At 38.5% G+C, this 19993-nt stretch carries 18 protein-coding genes and 2 tRNA genes; 7 read left to right on the plus strand and 13 right to left on the minus strand.

Features of this window, described 5'->3' with window-relative positions:
* Positions 1–705: 705 nt before the first annotated feature.
* The 7 genes from FXW07_RS05440 to FXW07_RS05470 all read right to left on the minus strand — a co-directional run bounded on the left by FXW07_RS05440 (position 706) and on the right by FXW07_RS05470 (position 6448).
* The gene (locus tag FXW07_RS05440; RefSeq protein ID WP_229394550.1) at positions 706–993 is read right to left on the minus strand and encodes a DUF1805 domain-containing protein; all 288 of its coding nucleotides are present in this window, start codon (positions 991–993) and stop codon (positions 706–708) included.
* A 16-nt stretch (positions 994–1009) separates the two neighbouring features.
* On the minus strand, positions 1010–1825 hold the full coding sequence (locus FXW07_RS05445) for a hypothetical protein (protein ID WP_229394552.1): 816 nt from the start codon (positions 1823–1825) through the stop codon (positions 1010–1012).
* A gap of 174 nt (positions 1826–1999) precedes the next feature.
* Positions 2000–2890, minus strand: a complete 891-nt coding sequence (map, locus tag FXW07_RS05450; protein ID WP_048123126.1) for a type II methionyl aminopeptidase — start codon at positions 2888–2890, stop codon at positions 2000–2002.
* A gap of 331 nt (positions 2891–3221) precedes the next feature.
* Positions 3222–4391 (minus strand): Xaa-Pro peptidase family protein, encoded by a 1170-nt coding sequence (locus tag FXW07_RS05455; RefSeq protein WP_229394553.1) that lies wholly within the window; start codon positions 4389–4391, stop codon positions 3222–3224.
* Between the two features lie 38 nt (positions 4392–4429).
* Positions 4430–5062: a hypothetical protein gene (locus tag FXW07_RS05460; RefSeq protein ID WP_229394554.1), complete on the minus strand. Its 633-nt coding sequence runs from the start codon at positions 5060–5062 to the stop codon at positions 4430–4432.
* A gap of 816 nt (positions 5063–5878) precedes the next feature.
* A complete protein-coding gene (locus FXW07_RS05465; protein WP_229394555.1) occupies positions 5879–6130 on the minus strand; it encodes a hypothetical protein in 252 nt (83 codons plus the stop codon).
* Positions 6131–6169: 39 nt separating this feature from the next.
* Entirely contained in the window at positions 6170–6448 is a 279-nt protein-coding gene (locus tag FXW07_RS05470) for a hypothetical protein (protein ID WP_229394556.1), read from the minus strand.
* Between the two features lie 484 nt (positions 6449–6932).
* On the opposite strand from FXW07_RS05470, the gene FXW07_RS05475 reads away from it, so the two are divergent.
* On the plus strand, positions 6933–7556 hold the full coding sequence (locus tag FXW07_RS05475; RefSeq protein WP_048122075.1) for an isoprenylcysteine carboxylmethyltransferase family protein: 624 nt from the start codon (positions 6933–6935) through the stop codon (positions 7554–7556).
* 175 nt (positions 7557–7731) lie between these two features.
* Complete coding sequence (locus FXW07_RS05480; protein WP_229394609.1) at positions 7732–8082, plus strand: hypothetical protein; 351 nt, start codon at positions 7732–7734, stop codon at positions 8080–8082.
* 202 nt (positions 8083–8284) lie between these two features.
* On the opposite strand, the gene FXW07_RS05485 is transcribed toward FXW07_RS05480, so the two are convergent.
* Positions 8285–8824: a site-specific integrase gene (locus FXW07_RS05485; protein WP_229394558.1), complete on the minus strand. Its 540-nt coding sequence runs from the start codon at positions 8822–8824 to the stop codon at positions 8285–8287.
* A 361-nt stretch (positions 8825–9185) separates the two neighbouring features.
* On the opposite strand from FXW07_RS05485, the gene FXW07_RS05490 reads away from it, so the two are divergent.
* Positions 9186–10661, plus strand: a complete 1476-nt coding sequence (locus FXW07_RS05490) for a pentapeptide repeat-containing protein (protein ID WP_229394559.1) — start codon at positions 9186–9188, stop codon at positions 10659–10661.
* 1104 nt (positions 10662–11765) lie between these two features.
* Here FXW07_RS05490 and FXW07_RS05495 read toward each other — a convergent pair.
* From FXW07_RS05495 to FXW07_RS05515, 5 genes are all read right to left on the minus strand, one after another.
* Positions 11766–12011: a hypothetical protein gene (locus tag FXW07_RS05495; protein WP_229394561.1), complete on the minus strand. Its 246-nt coding sequence runs from the start codon at positions 12009–12011 to the stop codon at positions 11766–11768.
* Between the two features lie 651 nt (positions 12012–12662).
* Entirely contained in the window at positions 12663–13061 is a 399-nt protein-coding gene (locus tag FXW07_RS05500) for a hypothetical protein (protein WP_229394562.1), read from the minus strand.
* A 933-nt stretch (positions 13062–13994) separates the two neighbouring features.
* Positions 13995–14067, minus strand: a tRNA-Asp gene (locus FXW07_RS05505).
* A gap of 112 nt (positions 14068–14179) precedes the next feature.
* Positions 14180–14295 (minus strand) — tRNA-Tyr (locus FXW07_RS05510).
* Between the two features lie 441 nt (positions 14296–14736).
* Positions 14737–15933 carry a methionine adenosyltransferase gene (locus FXW07_RS05515; protein WP_229394564.1) on the minus strand — a complete coding sequence of 399 codons (1197 nt, stop codon included), beginning with the start codon at positions 15931–15933 and terminating at the stop codon, positions 14737–14739.
* A 472-nt stretch (positions 15934–16405) separates the two neighbouring features.
* Here FXW07_RS05515 and hisG point away from each other — a divergent pair, with 472 nt between their 5' ends.
* The 4 genes from hisG (at position 16406) to FXW07_RS05535 (ending at position 19892) form a co-directional block, all read left to right on the plus strand.
* On the plus strand, positions 16406–17275 hold the full coding sequence (gene hisG / locus FXW07_RS05520; protein WP_048123115.1) for an ATP phosphoribosyltransferase: 870 nt from the start codon (positions 16406–16408) through the stop codon (positions 17273–17275).
* Positions 17276–17406: 131 nt separating this feature from the next.
* Positions 17407–18144 carry a 1-(5-phosphoribosyl)-5-[(5-phosphoribosylamino)methylideneamino]imidazole-4-carboxamide isomerase gene (gene hisA, locus FXW07_RS05525; protein ID WP_048123108.1) on the plus strand — a complete coding sequence of 246 codons (738 nt, stop codon included), beginning with the start codon at positions 17407–17409 and terminating at the stop codon, positions 18142–18144.
* 137 nt (positions 18145–18281) lie between these two features.
* Positions 18282–18857 carry an imidazoleglycerol-phosphate dehydratase HisB gene (gene hisB, locus FXW07_RS05530; RefSeq protein WP_229394566.1) on the plus strand — a complete coding sequence of 192 codons (576 nt, stop codon included), beginning with the start codon at positions 18282–18284 and terminating at the stop codon, positions 18855–18857.
* Positions 18858–19250: 393 nt separating this feature from the next.
* Positions 19251–19892 (plus strand): NAD(P)H-dependent oxidoreductase, encoded by a 642-nt coding sequence (locus FXW07_RS05535; RefSeq protein WP_229394567.1) that lies wholly within the window; start codon positions 19251–19253, stop codon positions 19890–19892.
* The last annotated feature ends 101 nt before the right edge of the window (positions 19893–19993 follow it).

A 19993-nucleotide genomic window follows, 5' to 3' on the forward strand; every position in this document is an offset into this window, starting at 1 on the left:
TCTGATTACTCTGTTTTGAGATTCATGTACAAAGGTTAAAACATGTAATCTAAGTAAATGATATAGGTGATTTTTATTGAAGTCAATATATGGTTTAATTTTTCTTTTTGGAGTTTTATGTCTTATCTTCGGAACATTAGATTTTATATCTCTACACGATGGTCGATTATTGGCATCATCCTGGATTTTGGGCGTTTTCCTTATAGGATACGTAATAAAACAACAGAAGAAAGACAAAGGCTCTTAAGCACAAAGTGATGCGTTGAAGGCCATAATACCTGATTGTTTCTCATGTGTTTTTGGCTAAGTGCGGAATCGTGATAAATTGTCTCCGTTTCCACAACATTTGTCAAATATTTCTCTAAATTATGAGGTGGAATAGAGAACCGATTTCATGTAAACAGGCCAAAATTTAAAGCCGACCTCTAATGCAAAATCGATAGCTTTCAGGTATGAGAATTTCTTAACCGATGACCAATGATTCCACATTAATAAGAACTATTTTCCTGGTCAGAAGACTAATTAATTACTCTAAATTGGAAATTTAACAGCATAATTCTAAGTTTTGAGACAGGCTCATAAGTTAAAATTATTCTTTTAGTTAACGTCCTCTCAGCTAAAAATAACTCTTTTAAAAAGGGATTCTTCCAGTTAAATATAATTTACTGGATAAATATAATTTTTTCAGTTAAAAACACCTTTCCTTCAAAACATCCTTTCCAGAGCTTCCCTGCCAGTCATTCCGGGTTCGACCCCGAGTTCCCTGGCAAACTGGGTTACTTCAACGACCTGGGCTTTGAGCATATCTTCAAAACTCTGTACACCTTTTACCTTCGCTGCCGTGTCCCCAAGTGCCTCTGCAGCATTTACATTCAGGTAGCCGCACATCAGGAAGCCTTTCTCTGCCCTTATAACCAGAAGAGGGTATTTTTGCATCTCAAAGCGGAGGCCAAGAGCACACCCTTTTTCAAGCTGAATCTGTTCAATAAGCATATTTTTCAGAATAGTTTTAAACCAGATTAACTTTTTGGACTACCTGATAAAACCATATAAAGATGTCTTTGAAAAATCCAGAGGATTTGCTGGCTTCTACAGCTTTTCCGGCAGCTCCGGTTTTATTTACGGTTGCATTGGTTTTGTTTTCTGCGTTCTGCTCAATGATTCTTTCTCTTTCCTGCATCTCGGCTTTGTAGGTTTCATTTTCAGAAATCCAGAGAGTTATATTTTTTTCCGAGCTGAAAGTGCCTTTAAGAACTGTGGTGTTGTTCTCATATTCCTGACTTTTGCTATTCAGCCCTTCTGTCTTTTCGACATCAAAGCCTGCAGGCAGATTGATTGTGACACTCGAGGTCGGGGTACCCATCAGCCAGATATTTGCTTCCCGACCAATCGGTTTCTCAAAAATATAACTTACAGTTGCAGAATTAGTCATTGATGAGGTTTTTTCAATCTTGCCCAGAGCTTCTGTTGAGAGTACGAAGTCAACATCTGTTACTTTAACTGGCTCTGAAGTGCCATTGAGTTTCACATCAGGTTTTGTTTTTATAGATTCTTCCATTTTATCTCTGAGAATAGATCCTGCTTTCAGGATTTCCCATGCATTAACAAATCTATCACTGTTTCCTGCTTCCAGGTCTATGAAACTCCTGAAGACAATAGATTCATTGCCCGTAATTTGTTCTTGATATTCCCAGGTCATTCCGCCCCTTTCCAGCGTAATATTATTGCTGGGTACAAAGGCAGCGGTACAGGGCTCTGCCAGAAAGGCAGGCATAAAAAGGGTTATTATCAGAAAACCGGTTAAAAAAAGATTGTATCTTTTCAAGGCGCTCAACTCATGTTTTTTTAGTTTTTTAGTTTTCTGGCTTTTTGCTAACCTCTACTCTCTCCATCTTTTTAGTCCCGGTTCATTTTCAATTTATTTACAACTTATTTTAATTTATTCTCTATCTAGTTTTCTCTCTATTTTCAATTTCATTTTCTCTTCATTTTTCGGGTTTTACTTTGTTGTAACCTCGCAGCCGTCCTGGGTTATTATTATAGTGTGTTCTGCCTGGGCTACAAGCCCTCCTGAACTTTCAAGAAGTACAGGATAAGAGTGAATAATTCCTGTCTTTTCGAGCTGGAGTAATACGAAATCCAGTTTATCGGATTCAAGCCAACGCTTTGCAAAAGGCAATTCCCTGTATTCTTCAACCTGTTTCAGGACATTCCGGACTGCAGGCAAACGGACAGGCTTTTTCCTTATAAGGCTGTATATCTCGGCCCAGTTTCCGTCATGGACAGCACCGCCTCCGTCCGTTGCAAAGGGCTCGATAGCGAGCACATCTCCTTCTTTTAGAATCACTCCCCCTTCCACATGTCGGTTGGGGACTGCAGGATCATCGTGGGCTTCATACTGGGAAAGCCCGTGACCTGTCAGGTTCATTATCGGGTTCAGTCCGTAACCGCGAATGCTGTTCTCGATTGCAGCTCCTAATTCCCCGGTAGAAATTCCTGGCTTTGCAAGGTCAATGGCTGCGGCAAGAGCCTCCTCTGCGGCTTTCGTAATGTCGGAATTTCCTGATAAGTCAACAGTTACAGCCGAGTCTGCAATATATCCGTCTACGTGGACCCCGAGGTCCAGTTTAACCATATCCTTCCCAAAAACGTCAGTATCGCCTATCTTAGGGGTTGCATGTGCAGCCTCCTGGTTTCTTGAAATATTGCATGGGAAAGCAGGCTTACCTCCTAGCTCTATAGTCCGGTTTTCCACAAAATCTGCAACTTGCAGCAGAGTGTTTCCTACCTTGACCATTTCCACGGCTTCGGCCCTGACAATTTTCAGAATCCTGCCTGCTTCCCTATATTTCTCAAGGATATCTTGCTTATTGTGCACATTATCGGTCATATTACCCCTTGTGAATATTGTTATTGTAATTTATTGTAATTTATTAAAATCTTGTTGAAATCTTGTTGAAATCTTGTTGAAATCTTGTTGAAATCTTGTTGAAATCTTATTGAAATCTTATTAGAATTATTGATAAATTGTAATTTTACTGAAACATACTTGAATTATTAAAGTCTTATTGCAATTTTATCGGAAAGTACCGGAACTTTAACAGTTTTCCTGAGTATGTTGTGGATAATCTTTTCTTTTAACAGACTATCTTCGATTTGAGCAAATTAAATATTGTCATTTAAATATAAATATATAACAAATCCTTTCAATTGTAATTCTTTTATACTACAAATCTCTTTTCTAGCCCTGTAAAGTTCTGACATCCATTTTCGGTGACCAGGGCCATATCCTCAATTCGTATTCCCCCGATTTCAGGGTAGTACAGACCAGGCTCAAGAGTGATCACATTGCCTACCTCAAGTAAAACCCCATTTTCTCCGACTCCCGGGAGTTCATGTATGTCGAGCCCTACCCCATGTCCTGTTGAGTGGATAAAACCTACCTTTGCACCACTTCGGTATGTGTCATAACCTTGCGCTTCGAAGAAATCGCAGACAGCATTATGCACATCAGACGCCTTTACTCCTGGCTTAACCATTTCAAAGCCTTTTTTCTGGGCTGCAAGTACAGTTTCATACATCTTTTTGAGCTCTTCCGAAGCCTTTCCATGCAGGACTGTGCGCGTCATGTCCGCAAAATATCGTTTTTTCTTGCTTCTCGGGAAAATATCCAGGATAATTGGGGCGTTTGCCCTCATAGGGCCGTCAGTCGTTCCATGGGGGTTTGCTGTATCCTTGCCACATGAAACAATAGTTTCTTCTGCCTCGCATCCATAGTCAAGAAGGGTATGATCTATAACCGAAAGCACTTTAGCTCCTGTCAGTACTTCCCCTGAGTGGTAGAGAAGGCCGTCCCTTTCTTCTGCTTCTGAGATCAAGGCTATAGCGGCTTCCATAGCCTTTTCTCCAGCCATCTGGGCATACTTTATGGCTTCAAGTTCTTCCGGCCTCTTCAAACTCCTGATTTTTCGGAACGGGCTTTTTATTGGGACTACGGAAAAGCCCGCTTCTTTAAGGTAATTTGATTCAAATACCGGGAAATCGTATGGCACTGCGACTTTCTTAATTCCTTCTCTCGCAAGCAGCTCGGATATGCAGGCTGCATAGGCAATAGATGGATCTTTTTTCTCCTTCATCTTCTCTCTGTAACCCAGATCCTGCAATGTTTTTATTGTCGAAACCCTTGACTCGATCTCAGCTCGACCTTTTTCCATATCCGAAATAAAAAGTATCTCTTTTTCTTCGTCGGTTTGCAGATATGCAAAATCGTCGGAAGCCAGGAAGCGGGTTACGTAATAAATATCTGAATTGTGAAGATTCCCTGTCATAAGATAGGCATCGGTACCTGCCTCTTCAAGGGCCTTCTTTATACTGAACTCTGGTTCGGTCATGAAGGGTAATTCTAGCTTTGTGCATAAAGGTCTTATTGTCAGGGCTTTTTTCCTTCCTTCCGTAAGATTTCTTCTTTAATTTCATATTTCAGAACAAAAAGCTCTTCAAGCATCCCAAAATAACGGTTAAGAGAAGCTGTCATTTCATCCGAAAACCTGAGAAAACACACATATTTTCTTCTCCCCAGCTCGTTTACCCAGGCTTTATTCTCAGTTTCTCCTTTTTCGATTTTCCAGAAAAGCTCGGTAGCGCAGCCAAGAATTTTTCGAACGCTTGAGGTCAATTCCTTTCGAATTTTTTCCTTTTTAAATTCCATGTAGTCTCTGGAAATATCAGGCTGAAACAGTGCGTTTCTATGGATCCAGTAATCGCCGTGGTTAAGATGAGTTTCTACAATATCTGAAATTTTGAGGGACAGCTCCTTCAGGTCTAAGTTTGATTCCCCGGGTTTTTTGTTATGAAGTCTTAAGTTCTCAGGAAAAGCTGCATTTTCTGGAGAGTGCGCAGCTATTTCAATTTCTCTTTGAATCCATTCGGAGGTGAATTTTTTGGTAGCTTCAATAAAATCGAGGGTTTCAAGCTCCATTTTTTCTCTGGTATCTTCTAACTTTTCCTGTATGCTATCCAGCTCTTCCTGAGGATCGTCAGACTTGACCGCTTCAATTTCCATCTTTCATTCTTCCAGCTCTACCTTTCCAACTCTACATTTTTTCGCAGTAATCACTAGTTCAATTTTTTTATATGTTACGTTTACTTTAAATACTGCTCGTATAATATGAGAATTTATATAAACTCAGATAAGTTTAATATACCTGTTAAGGCAAAAGAGAGCTCGTAAGAATCAAGGTGACCCTAATAAACTCTACTATTAGATGTGGAATGCCTATATCTTTTTTATTTATCCAGTTTACTGGTAAGGGTACAGAGTATGTGAAAAAAGAGGAAGTATTAAGAAAATGATAGAAGATATACTTTACTTTGGAAACTTAATTTTCTTTCTTTTTTTATGTGAGGTAACATTTCGGGTTGTGTTTAGCGTTATCCGAATATGCTTGAATAAAGGCGGAAGTCCCAAAAGCAACGAATACCACAGATTATATGAAGAAAGTATGGAATGGATGAGGCAAGGAAGTCGGAACCCTCACAGACGATGAATGCTACAGATTATTTGAAGAAAGTATGACTTGGATTCAGAAGTGATGAGTTCAAAAGTACTTAGAAAAGTTTTTATTTTTTACTCAAAAGTAATGAGTTTAAAAGGCTAGTGTACAATAATTTCTGTAAATTTTGATTTTACACATTATGCACAGGTTTTATTGTAAAACCTGCGCATCAATGAAAATGTGAATTGACAAGTTTATAAAACAGAATTATTTTGGTAAAACATTTAATTCTTGTATCCGAATATCTTATTATATTTTCGATGATTGACCAAATCGACTACAATTACTAAAGTTTCGTCACCTGAATTCCCATCCATGACCGTTTAAAGCATTCTCCAATAAAGTGGAAGTTCTACACGAAAAAGGTTTGTAATCCCATACTTTGTTCTATAATCAGGAGGAATGAGATTTTTTGCAATTTGTTGCCCGTACTGAAAATTCCTTTTTAGCAATTTCACTTTTTGAAGGAATGCGTTAAGGAGTGTTTCTTCCTGTTTTGAGTCTGGAGCCTTAATTTTAAGAAATTGATAGACCTCTTCCGCTTCCGGAGTCAATCTTATAACTACTCGCTTCATACTGAACCTGGATCAAAGTAAGTTTAACATCTAAAGGTATCACAGTTCAAGCCCGTGAGTCGCCACGTTTCTTAAATTTTTATTATCGTTTTTTATCCAGGTTATACCTCTTAACCCCACAGCAATTTTATTACTTTTTTCAAGATATTCCAAAATAGTCATTAAAGTATTGTGATTTACCTGCTTTGGAAGTGCTCTTTTTAGCTCCGCTATGGTTATTACACTGTTCGGGGAATTTTGGATAGTATCTTCTACCATGAGAATAGTATTGAGTGTCGGAGAAGGTTTTGTTTTATTGCAATGTAGGGCTTCTGTCATGACTCCACGTCCATATTTTTAATGAAAACGTAATAAATAGTTATTAGTTAATAAACTATTGATATTCATGCATAACTATCTTTTCTTACAAATTTTCTAATACAAAACAGAAACAAAGGATTGAATAAAAAAGAAAAAAGATCAAATTGCGGGCGGTCACCCCACTCTAAAAATGGGGTATGCTTCGGGCCGCCCGCCCGGTTACTTGGATACAGATAATTAGGTTCTGTTGTAAAAAATCTGGTTACTTTACAAAACAAGTGAAAACCTTCACAATTAGGAAAGTTAATCATTCTCACGACCCGGAAAAATAGTACATAAGGTATCAATTATAGCCTCAAAGTACGAGAAGAAAATTTTTTCAACACAACCGTTTGTTCTATATTGCCTGAACTTCTAATATTTTTAAGGAACTATAAGTAAGCTTTTCATATTGGTGTAGAAATAGAAGTTATTTAACTAAAAATAAGGGGGACTACTGGAACTGGTTTCTTCCAAAATTACTCCTGTTTTTTCTCTGGCAGCATTTGCAGTTATTCACAGCCTGACTGCGAGCCTGCCCTTCAAACGTCTCCTCGTGAGGGGCCTGGGTTCAAGGGCAGATTGGTTGTATCTACCGGTATATAGCCTAGTTGCAATGCTAACGATATTGCCGCTCGTTTATCAGCTCTACAAAAATCCTGGACGGGTTCTCTATAAAATACCTTCTCCTTGGCGCTGGCTGATGGTCGGCGGGCAGTTAATTGCTTCGATTATTGCCCCAAAGGCTTTTCTGGATGCACCCAACCGATTCAAAATACGCTCACAGCTCTCTGTTCCACAGACACCTGAAGCAGGTTCCCTGAATATCCGGGGTATTTACCGATGGGTAAGAGATCCCTTCCTGCTCTCAGGCCTTGTCATAATCTGGCTCACTCCCACTATGACCGTTAATCTGCTTGTCATATACCTTTTGACTACTATATACCTGTATCTTGGATCCCTGCACTGGGAAAGCAGGCTGATAGCACAGTTTGGTGACGAATACCGTGAGTACCAGAGAAGGGTAAATAGATTAATTCCCAAATCATGGAAAAATGCTAAAGATATTGATAAATTCAAAGAATAAGATATTTTATAGGTATCGCTAAAGCGTGTTTTCAGCAAAAGGAAAATATTATTAGTATTTTTTCCTGTCAGTTCAAAAGGGGGGAAGTTTCATAGCAGAAGATCAATACTCTTACAAACAGGATTTAAATTCTAAAAATATAGGTAACAATATCATTGGAAGGTTTTTTCCTGAAATAACATCAAAGTCTCTAGCAGGCGATGTTGTAACCCTCCCTGAGGTTTCGGAAGGAAAGGTTACACTAATCTGTATTGCTTTTGTGCGCAGCGAACAGAGCATGATCGACTCCTGGGCTGAACCTTTTGAGCAAGAATTCGGGAAAGACAGCAGGTTTGCTATCTATGAGGTTCCAATGATAAATGCAGCATGGAAAGTGTTCTCATGGATGATCGATTCAGGCATGAGAGGGGGAATTCCTGTAGAGAAACACAGTAATGTCGTTACCTTTTATGGAGATTACTCAGACTATCAAGAAACCCTTAAGATGAAAGATACGAACTTTGCCTATGTTTTTTTGCTGGATTAGAAGGGTGTTATTCGCTGGAAAGGGAAGGGATATTCAAGTCCTGAAACCATAAAAGAACTAATCGAAACTGCAAAATTTCTTAACTAAATGAATAAGTAGCTCTGTAGAAATCTTTAATTTCTAGTAGTAAGCTCAAAAGGTATATTTCTATTGTAATATTTTGGCGTAGCCTCCAATATTTGTAATTACGGAAAACATTCACTTAAATTCCCCTTCTAAGAATTCCCCACTCAGTAAGTCTCTTTTCAATATCTCTCATCTCATAATCTGTAAAACTTAAACTCTGGTAGTGCCTCAATGACGTTACTGGATCGTGTCCCTGTCTACTGTAAATCTCAATTTCCGGTATTCCGGCTTTAAGCATCCATGACTCTATTGTTTTCCTGGGAGTTTTCGGGCCGACTTTCGGGCTTATATCTGCTTTCTCAGACCACCTGCTAAGGTTATCCCACCAACTTGTACGATCTGGTGGTCTCCTGCCTTCCTGAAATGCCTTAATTATATATGGAAAAGTAGTGGGAAGTTTGTCAATAGTGCGCTTTGGTGCTTTCTGTTTGACCTTCTTCTGGGCTTCCCTTGGGAGTATTATTTGATTCCTGCTCTCAATGTACCAGGATGGATTATAATATAATCTTTGTAATTCGATATAGCGAAGCCCCGTAATTGTGTTAAGTTCAAAGATAGGCTTAAACTTTGCAGGTATCGCCTTAACAAATCGATCATACTCTTCGACAGTTAACACTTTAGTGCCGTCTGCTGTTATTAATCCGTTTTCTATAAAAATCCCTTCAAAAAGTAGTATGCCAACGTTATATAAATACGTTGGTGTTTTCTATACTTTGTCTTCTAAATCAGTATTAAAAAGATACGTGATTTTTACTTGTTGCTGTCGTTTTTGCTCTGTCACTATAATCAGAAATACCAACGTTCTATCAATAAACGTTCGTGTTTTTGAGTATCCTGTAGAACTAGATTTCTATGAAATGTACAGATTTTATTTTTACATTATTATTTTTTTGCAATGGCTAGTAAACAGTTTAAATTTGGAAAGATACCGAATAATAAATAATGAGTAGTAAATATACGCCTAAAAAGGTGTAAATATGAATTTAAGATTTTTAAATTTTCAAATGTTTCTATTAATCGCTGTGATAATTCTTAGATTGTCCAGTATTGCAGTTCAAGCGACTGAATATAAAGAAGTTAATACAGAAGTTAGAGCAGAAGAAATTTTAAAACATATAGAATATGGAGATAACGTAAATCTCGATAATTGTCGCATTGTTGGGGGACTTAACTTAAATAAAATTGAGCTTAAAACAATTCCAAATCCAGTGTTTGATAGATTGAGAAAAGAAGGAAATGATATTGAAGACATTAAAGATTGTGGCGTTAATGAAAGTTCAGAAGTTATCAAAAGTAATATCATAATTGTAAATTCAACTTTTGAAAATACAATCAATTTTTCAAATGTGTTATTTAAAAATCCGGTTTCTTTCAAAGGAACGAATTTTACTGATGTAGATTTCCGTGGAGTTAGTTTTAGCGACAATACTACTTTTGAAAAAGCGAATTTTGGCGGTTTTGCAACACTTGGGTTAATTAATTTTGGTAATTATACCAACTTCATAGGTACAAAATTTAGTGATCGTGCTATATTTTGCTTCTCAAGTTTCGGCAATAATACTAATTTTTATACAACGGATTTTGGCGATTCTGCTAACTTTGTAAATACTACTTTTGATTATTATACAGTATTCTCAGAGACGACTTTTGGAGATAATTCCTCATTTGAAAATGCAAAATTTGGCGATTATGCTATATTCGCATTTGCAAATTTTGGTAATTCTACTGATTTTATGTGGACTAGTTTTAGAGATCATACTATATTTGAGGAAGCTAGTTTTGGTAAAGATTCGAACTTTGGTTTAGCAAAATTTGGAGGATCTGTTAATTTTGATGGAGTTAATTTTGGAAATTCTGCCAATTTTTTGACAGCAAATTTTAACGATACTGCAGAGTTTGTTGGGCCATATACACCCGAGAATGTAATTGTTGATGGGGAAGCTTATGAAGTATTCAGGAAAGGTTACGAAAATCAAGCGCGATACGATGATGCAGATATTATATATTATAATTATCGAAAGATGCATCAAGAGAGTAAAAGTCTGATTTCACTTTCAAAGTGGATAGATATTCTCAGCTGGATAACCTGTGGCTATGGCATGAAGCCTTCCTATTCACTTTATTTTGGAGGCTTTATTGTATTTTTGTTTTCTATAATTTACCAAAAAGGTCCAACGATATCCTTGGAAAAACCTAGCAATAAAATAATGCCTTTTAAACTTAATTTTCAAAATGGTGGAATAGCCATACGAACCGAAATTCCTAGAGATAAGCAGAGAGTCTCTTTTTGGGATGCTCTAAATTTTAGTATAACTACATTCACAACTGTAGGATACGGTAACTGGTATCCAAAAGAAAATTTCAAGAAATGGGCTACATTAGAAGGGTTACTTGGTTGGATCACATTGGGAATATTTATGTCAACTCTCACAAGAGTGATTATAAGAGGTTAACCCCGTAGACTATGCAGCATCTCTACTCTTCAAATGGGCTAAGCTCCAACTGGAAATAAAATATACAAAAGATATATAACACCTAATGGCGGTTTATATATATTAACATTGAGCAGAAAAAAATAATCGAGAAATCGATTTTATTTATTGTCGTATTTATTGTCTCAACTATATTTATATACTACATTTTTTTTGCACAATTTGTGCCAACTTCTTATTCTCATACAGTGGAATATTCAAATGGAACAAATATAACAACGTATGTTGACTCTGCAACAGATTTATATGAAAACATTTTTATCCTGGTTTCAGGTATCGTCGGTTGTGCTTTAGGAATTATATATACTAGAGTAATTAAATAACTGATTTTGCTAAACTTCCAATCGACTTAATTGATATATAACTATCATAGTTCTTTTTTCAGAAAGACTTATATTTTTCATTTAGTAACACGACTCAGTACCAAAATCCAGTGATAAACGTGAAATTGAAAATCACTAGATTTTGTAATTGGTTATAATCCATTAAATACGTCCTCTCGATGGAAGTCTTTCGATATCAAATATTGAGTTTGATTGAAGAACAAATTCTTCCTGCAAGTTCATGATTTCAATCGAAAAATACAAAAATCACTAGATTTTGGACCAGAGTCAGTAACACTTGTTCAAATCAATATCTGCAGAACCTGAGAATAATGTCTATGTGTTTCTTTAGGGCTTTATGCATTTTAATGAAGTGGCCTTTATCGAAGGAAACAAGCATATTCATATGGTCTCTAGAACAATTGAGAAAACAAACACATAGGCAGTTGTGGAAAATCAGCCTGAAATTGGCAATTTTCATTATAATAATCAGATGATAAGACAGAAATAACATTATTGGTATTACGACTTTTAGCAAAGTTATGTTAGTTTTGCATACTAGAGATATTTTGTAATTTTTTGGGGATCTGAAAATTTTGGGGATATCTATTGGTTTTACCATGAAACATATGAATAAACTACGAAGCAAATTTACAGAAAATTCAATGCACTGCCAACACATCAATGCCTGACAGCTGCAGGCATTCTATTATGACACAAAAAGGAAAGAAAAAAGAATAGATTATTTAACCACTCTATACAGAGGTTCTCCTAACTTTTCATTTCCGTTTTCATCTAGCTCTCGTATCGTGTACTCTGTGACTATCAAATTAAAAGTTTGGTCCGGATCATCCGCGAACTTTCGGATATCATCAATTTCTAAATCAATTAAAGTAGGTTCATCATCTTTGATTTTTACTAAAATTTCTTCGTAGTTGTTGAGCTCTGCGAGTTTTTCAAGTGCTTCAATTATTGTCATTTCAGTCATGCTTTTATTCCTCCTTTTCCGTAATTCAATAGTTTTCTAGCTCGTTCGTGGATTCGGTTTCTTCTTTTAGCACCACAAAATCTTTTGTTATGTAATCGCAGGATGACGAAGGGCAAGTCCATCCATACGGGGAATATCGCCACTTACTGTTTATTCTCTCTCTTTTATAGATTCTTTTCAGATATTCACTATGCTTTGGACACAGTGGTTTAGAAATTGATTTCTTTCCATTAAGCTTTAGTTGTCCCTGGTGTTTGTTTTGTTCTGTTAGATATTAAAGTAGTGTATAATCTTCTGTGAATTCGTTTTATTACTACACTGGTTTTACTATAGAATGTTCGTATTTTAAAGTTCCTCACAAAACAGGCACTGTAAAGTCTTAGGAAGATGATATTTCATAGGTTCAATGCTAATTGAGAGATATTCATAGCTCCCCAAGACTTTACAGTACCCGACTTAGGGCTAATGTTATGGGGCAACATTCACTCAAATTCTCCTTTTAAGAATTCCCCATTCAATGAGTCTCTTTTCTATATATCTCATTTCGTAATCAGTAAAAGACAAGCTATGATAATGCCTAAGACTTGTAATGTGGGCATGTCCCTGACGAGAGTAAATCTCAATCTCTGGAATCCCTGCCTTCAACATCCATTATTCAATTGTTTTTCTAGGAGTCTTTGGATTAACCTTTGGGCTTATTCCTGCTTTCTTGCTCCATCTTTCTAAGTTCTCAAACCATGTTGTACGCTCTGGCGGTCTTCTACCTTCAACAAAGGCCTTGAAGATATAAGGGAAAGTTGCAGGCAGTTTGTCAATGGTACGTTTCACTAGTTTTTGCTTTACCTTCCTTTGTGCCTCCTTTGGAAGTATAATCTGGTTTCTTTCTGTGTAATACCATTCCTCGTGATCATGTAGCCTTTGAAGCTCTACATACCTGAGACCTGTAATGGTATTCACTTCAAAAATAGGCCTGAACTTTATAGGAATAAAATTTACAAACTTATCATATTCAGCAACTGTTAATACCTTCGTACCATCAGCTGTAACCAAATCATTTTCTAAATGGTAGCAGCAATAATTAGAGTAAATGAGCTTTTGGGATAGGCTCTATTTTTAAAGTATAAAATTCAAAAACAGTATGTGAAGGCTCACCGTAAAGATTAAGCAAATTTTGCTTAAATCCTTTTTTTAGGTATTCTGCTATCGAATTTTCAAATAACTTCTTTTTCTAAGTGTTGATCGCAGAAATATAAAGCAAGTTTAATAAGTCACCGAGACATTTCGAAAACCTCCATGCATGATTTCAACAGAACTAGCGGTGTATTATGTAGCTAAAAAATTAAAAAAATATATTATAAGTAATACTATTACCTCCACTTATTCTGAGATATTAGAAATGAGAAAAGAATTTGTAGAAAAATATGATACTTTTCCCTTTTCCACAAATTTACATGAATAGTGTATCAGTATGAGTTACTACAAATATACAGTTCAATATATTTTTAATTCCTCTTAGAAATATGATATGAGTACTTTTCCTTCCTTTCAAGAAGGTCAAATTCAAGCATTGGCGCAATTGCTTGGAGAATGTGGAAATGGTAATGATATTTCCAGAGTGCTAAATAATAGGGGTTTGGTGGATGATTCAGGTGAGTCCACAAAATGGAAACGGCTTAATTTTGTATTCCTAAAATATAAAAATCAAAAATGTGCGAATCAAATCATTGACTTCATTCAATCTTTTTTTCTCCTGGTCGTTTCGCTGATCGTAATGAAGAGTTCGAAGAGAAGCGTCAAAAACTGAACATAAAATATTCATAATGTTAATATGAAATAGTTTTGAAAAGCTTTTTTACTTGTGTTGAAGGCGCTGCCTGAAAATTAATTTTATGAACAAAAGTTGTATAAAATAAATTAATTTTAAAAAAAGAGTTATAAAAAAGTTTTCGCTCGATTAGTGACAATCGAGCTTTAATTTGGAAACGCCCGGACCGGGATTCGAACCCGAGTCGGAGCCTCGACAGGGCTCCATGATAGGCCTCTACACTATCCGGACACTTCGGTGTCTTTTGCTATTGTTTTTCACCCGCGTTGCGAGCAAAACATAAACGCTTTTTTAATATATAAATGTTCCCGTTGAAGCTTTTCGATTCTGGAAATTGTTTAGGTCCCGCCTCCCAGACTCGAACCGGGGACATCGCGGTGCCTGCGCGGAAATGTACGGGTAATTTTACCCGCACGAGCCGAACTACAGCCGCGCACTCTACCACTGAGTTAAGGCGGGACAATGTTTATTGTTCCACTGTTGCACTGCTTGAGTGCACCATCTCATATATGGCGATGGTATATATCTTTTACGCTAGATATGGGCTATAGGGGCATTTTTATGAATATTTTGAGCATGTAAACTCATTCTATAGCCTACTTTACTCCCAACTCTTATGAGTTCTCTCATGAGTTCTCTTACGAGTTCTCTGGAGTGTGTTCATAACTCGATGTTACTCTCATGTTCTTAAAAATAAACCTGTTTTCCCAGTAAATGCCCACGTTTGACCTGAAAATAAACTTATTATACCTAAAAATAACCGGCTCCAATCTTAAATCACCGGATTTCACATTAAAAATGAGTAACTTCTTGTTAATTTATAAGCTAAAATTAAAAATAGTCATAATAAAAGTATTATGAAAAGAACCCAAAGGTTCTTCTCGATAATGTTTTCCTTGTTTAGAAAGTGTTCAATTCTCCTTTAATTACCATTTCGGTAATCTTTGTCACATTGGAAAGCCAGTCATCCATGACAACTTCGGCTTCGGCTTTGACCTTTGCAAAAGAAGTGCCTTCTCTGGGGATAACCTGCGCACTTGCTACGAGTGGCTGGTCAATTGGTTTTCCGATCTGGGAAAGCAGCCTTATGTAAACGTCCTGGACTTCCGGAACCTGCTTTACAATATCACGGGCCATCTGGGTCGAGAGGAGGTTGTAGATTTTACCGATGTGGTTAATCGGGTTCTTTCCGCTGGTTGCCTCCATACTCATAGGCCTGTTTGGTGTGATCAGCCCATTGCAGCGGTTTCCGCGCCCTACCGAGCCGTCATCCCCCATTTCAGCTGAAGTGCCTGTAACTGTGAGGAAAACAGAGCTGGTTTTCAGGTCATCTCCTGTGTTGATGCAGACCTTTACATTGCGCTCAGTATACCTGGTTGCCATCTCCTCAACATAAGTCTGCATTTCCTGGGTCATATTTATGTAGCTGTCAAGGTCGTCAATATATCTCCCGATCATGCCGCTGCATATTGTAAGAGTTATGTCCTCTCCATCCCTGAGTCCCATGACCTTCATATCTTCTCCGATTCCAGGCATGCGCGACTTAAGGTCTGTGAGCAGTTGCCTTTCGGTGTTATATACAAGGTTTTCAAGCTCGGAAAACGGAGCATGCCCAACTCCGAATGAGGTATCATTTGCAACCGGAATCCTGTCTCTTTTGAAGACATCTCTCAAGTCTGAAGACCCTGTCCCGAGTTTGCAGTCCATTATGACATCTCTTTCGAGATCCATGTTTACAAGGGTATTCTTAAGATAGCGTCTGGCAGCTTGTAGAGCTACAGACTCAGTAGCAAGATCTACCCCCTCAAACTCCTTTGTTGCCCTGCCTACCAGTAGAATATATATAGGCTGCAGTATTTCTCCGCCCCCGAACTTTGGGCTGGACCTCCCGGCTACAATCTGGGTTTCGTCAGTATTATGGTGGAGTACGGCTCCACATTTGCTTATGTATTCCCTGCATAGTGCGCGACTTACGGCTTCGGCCAGTCCGTCTGATATACTATCAGGATGCCCTATCCCTTTGCGTTCTACAAGCTCTATCCTCTGTTTCTCAATAGGAGTTTGGAAGAGCTCCTCCACTTTGATATTTCGGGCCATTTAGATCCTCTTTTTTCAAAATCGATAATAGTTTTTATTATTAAATGGGAATGTTATTGATTTACTATTTTTCGGTCAGTTGTACCATCAGTCTGCTATACTTAGCACTCTGTTGTGATTAATTCTTTTGTTACTCTGACATTAATAATTTCTAATATATACTTCAAAACTCATTTCTCTATTAAATTACTATGACTATATAATTTTTCCCCCTCCTTAATTACTAAAGGTAATAATTACTCTAAAAACGATTTTTTACCTTCAATTCTGGAAGTTTACTGATTTGTCATCAAAATTAATTCGTAATGAGTAGGCTTTTTATCTATGGACCTGCCTTTCTTAAAGGAAAACTTCTATGAGATCTTACCGTGAAGTCTATATTATACTAGAGTATTCTGGATAAATGTTTTTACTTTGATGAGCTTACCCGGGAAAACACCTCCCGGCAGATTATTTATAGAGGACATAACAGATGATTCGCATTGCAATACCCAATAAAGGGCGCCTTTACGAACCCACAATCTCTATTTTCAAAGATGCAGGGCTCCCAATAAGTGGAGGGGCCGAAAGTCGAAAACTTTTTGCAAAAACTACCGATCCGGATATCCATATCCTCTTTGCCAGGGCTGCTGACATTCCTGAGTACGTACAGGATGGGGCTGCAGACGTAGGTATTACAGGCATAGATCTGATTACGGAAAGAGGAGCAAAGGTTGAAACTCTTCTGGACCTTAAATTCGGAAAGGCTAGCCTTGTTCTGGCTGTCCCTGAGGACTCTGATTTCCAGAAAGCTGAGGATCTTGAAGGCCGAAAGATTGCAACCGAGTTCCCGGAAATCACACGCCAGTACTTCAACAATCTTGGAATCAATGTTGAGGTTATAAAGGTTAGCGGAGCCTGTGAAATGACTCCACATGTGGGAATAGCGGATGCAATCGTGGACATCTCAAGTTCCGGAACCACTCTGTTGATTAATCATTTAAAGCCTATTGACACCGTTTTTTCTTCCACAGTCTATCTGATCGCAAATAAGGAAAGCCTCAAGAAAAAGGAAAAAATTCTGGACATCAAAACTGCACTGGAAAGCGTGCTAAATGCAAAGCATCGTCGCTATCTTATGATGAATGTTCCCGAGTCTTCCCTCAAGGCAGTAAAAGAAGTCCTTCCAGGAATGTCAGGCCCGACGGTTATGAAGGTCGAATCCAGCAAATTGCCCGGAGAATCCATCCTTGCAGTTCATGCTGTTGTGGATGCAGACCTGATTTTTACCATTGTAAATAAGCTGAAGAAGGTTGGTGCGCGTGACGTTCTTGTCGTACCTATCGAAAGAATAATGCCCTGAAAGGAAAAAATCCGGAAAAATGGGTTTTCAGGCAAGACAAACAGAATGAGATTTAACAGAATGAGATTTAACAGAATGAGATTTCTCAAAGATAGAATGAGATTTCTCAAAGACGTGTCGGAGATGTGACTTTGGTTTTTGAAGTAATTCCTGCAGTGGATATGAGGGGCGGAAAGTGCGTTCAGCTTGTGCAGGGAGTGCCTGGCAGCGAGATTGTGTCCCTTGACGATCCTGTTGAAGCTGCTCTTGATTGGGTTCGAAAAGGGGCAAAGACCCTGCATCTGGTAGATCTGGACGGAGCAATTGAAGGAGAGCGTAAAAACGCCCCTATAATCGAAAAAATAGTGAGTGCATGCCAGGAAAAAGGAGTACAGATTCAGGTTGGAGGAGGCATTCGGAGTTTTGAGGACGCAGCTTCTCTGCTTGAACTGGGAGTCTCGAGGGCGATTCTCGGAACAGCTGCGCTTCAGAACCCGGACCTTGTAAAACAGCTCTCAAATGCCTTTGGAAGCGAACGTGTGACCGTTGCCCTGGATGCAAAAAACGGAAAAATATCTATCAAAGGTTGGACTGAGGAATGCTCACAAACTCCTGTAGAAATGGGCAGGAAGTTTGAAGAACTGGGCGCAGGCAGCCTGCTTTTTACAAATATCGATACCGAAGGCCTTATGCAGGGCGTAAATCCTGTCCCTACAAAAGAACTTGTGGAATCTGTCAGCATTCCTGTAATCGCATCTGGAGGAGTAAGTTCCCTTCAAGACCTTCAGGTCCTGAAGAAAACCGGAGCAGCAGGAGTGGTGGTAGGCAGCGCTCTATACACAGGCAGGTTCACACTTGAAGCAGCGATTGAAATAATCCGGCATGAGTGATCTGAACCTTATTTTTCCTTCCTGGCAGAGACCTTAGGCATAATTCCATTTTTTTCAATCTTCAGGAAAAATATAGAAAGGAATTCACGGTAGCCAGATAGAAAGTATTTATAAATTTAAAGAGAATGTGATGCTGTATGAGAACAGGCAGATTGTCCCGCAAAACAAAAGAGACCAATATCCAGCTTGAGCTGAACCTTGACGGCACTGGGATTGCCGATATTAACACAGGGATCGGGTTTTTTGACCATATGCTTACTTCTTTTGCAAGGCATGCAGAGTTTGACCTTAAAGTACGTGCGGACGGTGACCTGTACGTGGACGAGCATCACCTTGTGGAAGACACAGGAATAGTTCTCGGAAAAGTGCTTGCAGAGGCGCTTGGAGATATGGCAGGAATTGCCCGTTTTGGGGAGGCCAGAATTCCAATGGACGAAGCCCTTGCCGAGGTCGCCCTGGATGTAGGCGGACGCAGTTATCTTGTCCTGAAAGCCGAGTTTTCATCTCCCCAGGTAGGACAATTCAGTACCCAGCTTGTCAAGCACTTCTTTGAAACGCTTGCCTCAAATGCAAAAATTACCATCCATGCGAGTGTCTATGGCGATAATGACCATCACAAAATCGAGGCTCTTTTCAAGGCTTTTGCCTATGCAATGAAACGTGCTGTAAAAATCGAGGGTAAAGAGGTAAAAAGCACTAAAGGTACTCTTTGAGGCAAGCCTTTTGAAATAACTGCTTTCCCTCAACCCTTTTCAAAAAACTGCTTTCCCTCAACCCTTTTCAAAAAAGGCTTGACCGAAAAACAAGGCGTTCAAGCAACAAGGTGGTCGGCACGATCAACCGGCGTACCTATTGAGGGTCAAGAGTTGCATTCAAGAGGGCTGAATTATGGGCAAGAGATACTGATTTTCGCTTTTTCGGGTGGATTAATTTACTCGGGCTCTGTCTAGTCCGAGTCCTACCCCAGGATGATGGAGTTTGTTTGAATCTTATCTGATTCCGGAGGTTCAGATGCGTAGTTTTTCATTTCCTGTCGCCTCAAAAGTTAAGTAACCTTACTTTTTTATCCCGGAAAATGAATTTAATATATAATTTGGGGGAATGAAATGAAAGTTCTTTATGTTTACGCACACCCGGAACCGAAGTCTTTTAACGGCTCCTTAAAGGAAACAGCACTTGCTGCCCTGCAGGAGAAAGGGCATGAAGTAAAGCTTTCGGATCTTTATGCAATGAAGTTTCATCCTGTCCTGAAAGCTTCGGATTTTCCTGAACGAAAAAAGCAGGACGTTTTCAAACCTTTCTTTGAAGCGATTCAGGCCTCTAAAACAGGGGCTTTTGCGCCTGATATTAAAGAGGAAATGGAAAAAGTAAAGTGGGCAGACCTTCTGATTTTCCAGTTCCCTGTTTATTTCACTTTCATGCCAGCTATAATGAAAGGATGGATCGACCGCGTTCTGGCTCCTGGGTTTGGGTTCAACCCGGTTACGAATAATGACTACGATACCGGGCTCTTTAAAGGAAAATCCGCAATGATTGTTGCAACTACCGGAGCTCCGAAAGCAATGTATTCTGAGGGAGGGGCTCACGGAGACCTGAATAAGCATATGGAATCAATAACCCATTGCATTTTTGAATATATGGGGATGAACGTGCTTCCATCTCATATCATTTACGAAGTGAGCCTTATGTCCAGGGAGAGGGGAGCTGAAGAATTAGAAGATTACAAGCATCGAATACTTGACCTTTAAATGAAAAAAATACACTTCTTTACTTTTTTATATCTTGGTCCGAAGAAAAATAGGATTTTTTACCACTCTCCAATTATATTTATATAAAATGTTTTTATAAT

Origin of the sequence: Methanosarcina sp. DH1 (assembly GCF_020804205.1) — an archaeon.
GTDB classification, from domain to species: domain Archaea; phylum Halobacteriota; class Methanosarcinia; order Methanosarcinales; family Methanosarcinaceae; genus Methanosarcina; species Methanosarcina vacuolata.